Annotated in this window: 1 pseudogene; it reads left to right on the forward strand. The window is 35.4% G+C overall.

Annotation, left to right across the window (positions count from 1 at the left end):
• Positions 1 to 140 precede the first annotated feature (140 nt).
• Positions 141 to 1,530 (forward strand): annotated as a pseudogene (locus HNR33_RS22765) (transposase).
• The last annotated feature ends 149 nt before the right edge of the window (positions 1,531 to 1,679 follow it).

The following is a 1,679-nucleotide window of genomic DNA, read 5'->3' on the forward strand; positions in this document are numbered from 1 at the left end:
TAGACGTTTGCGAAACGCCACAACCCGTATAATTACGGGGTTTTTTCTTGCATAAAAATATATAACTCCTCACCTGATTATGGTAAAATTGAATTGCGAGAAACAAATCCACCAAACCCTGAAAGGAGTTATATATGTCTATTTTAACACATAAACAGCTTTCTTTGGCTGAAATTTATTCCGATTGTTCCAATTCTTTCGAAAACGACAAACATCACTTTCTTTCTCTTCTTGAAGAGAACCTTAATATAGGTGAGTTTATTCCTTTTACTTTCTATAATCGTTATTATGCATCTACAGGTCGCCCTCGTGAGCACCAGCTTTCTTCTATGCTCTGGGCTTTCATTCTTCAACGAATCTTCTCTATACCTACTGATACACTTTTGATTACTTTCCTTAAGTTCTCTAAAGAACTTAGAGATTTCTGCGGTTTTGTTCGTGTTCCAGATGCTTCAAGATTTACTCGCTTTAAGCAAGAGTTTTTATCGGACTTACAATCATTCTTTGACCATCTTGTTGATGTCACTGAACCAATTTGCCAAGAAATTAATCCTGCTAAAGCTTCTATGACTATCTTTGACACCTCTGGTATCGAGGCTTATGTTACTGAAAACAACCCTAAATACTCCCATAAAATCATTAAACATCTTAAAGCCTTTAAAAAAGCTAACAAACTTGATGATTCTTATGACCCTTACAAAGCTGCTTATGGCTCTATGCCTTCTCATTCTGCTTCTAACTCTGAAATTAAGCAACTCTACATTAATGGTCATTTCTGCTATGTTTACAAGTTTGGCATGGTTACCAATGGTCTTGGCATCGTCAGAGACATATCCTTTTACAACAAAGACTTTATGGATAATCATCCTAATATTATTCTTGATAAAAAGTCCGATTCTCCTGATGAGGATAAGTCTCTTCATGATACAAAGGCTCTTATTCCTGTATTAACTGACTTCTTTGAAAAACATCCTTTGATTCAACCCAAATCTTTTCTTGGTGATGCCGCTTTTGACAGCACCACACTTTACGATGCGTTACTTAATAATCTAAATTTCGAAAAAGCTTTTATACCTTTGAACTCTCGTTCAAAACTCTCTTACCCTGATTGCCCTGTTAATGAAGATGGTATACCTTGTTGCCCCAGTGATACTTCGCTTCCTATGAAGTATGAAGGTATTGCTAAACGTAAAAATGGTTTGATTCGACATAAGTTTATATGCCCTAAAGTAAAGTGGATCAAGCATGATGACGGTAAGTATAAACGCCAGTGTTTCTGCGATAATCCTTGTACAGCATCTTCCTGTGGTAGAATGTTCTACATCTATCCTGAAAAAAATCTTCGTGCTTATCCAGGTACTATTCGTGGGTCAGATGAATGGCTTGAAACCTATAAAATCAGAACCACTGTTGAACGGTCTATCCACCATTTTAAAGGAAGTTATAATGTCGCTAATCGTAAAACCCAGAATGAAAAAACATTACATGCAGATTTACTACTTGCTGGCATTACCCAATTATTTACTGTAGTTCTAGCCAATAACATTAATCAACATCAATTTATAAGGAGCTTAAAACCACTTATTGCATAAAACACATTAGTTTACATTTAAAAATTCACTTCTACATCTATAGGTTCTTTCTACACCTCTTTTAATCATGAGTTTCGCAATTACCTA

It is taken from the genome of Brassicibacter mesophilus, assembly GCF_050433385.1.
GTDB classification, from domain to species: domain Bacteria; phylum Bacillota; class Clostridia; order Tissierellales; family Proteiniboraceae; genus Brassicibacter; species Brassicibacter mesophilus.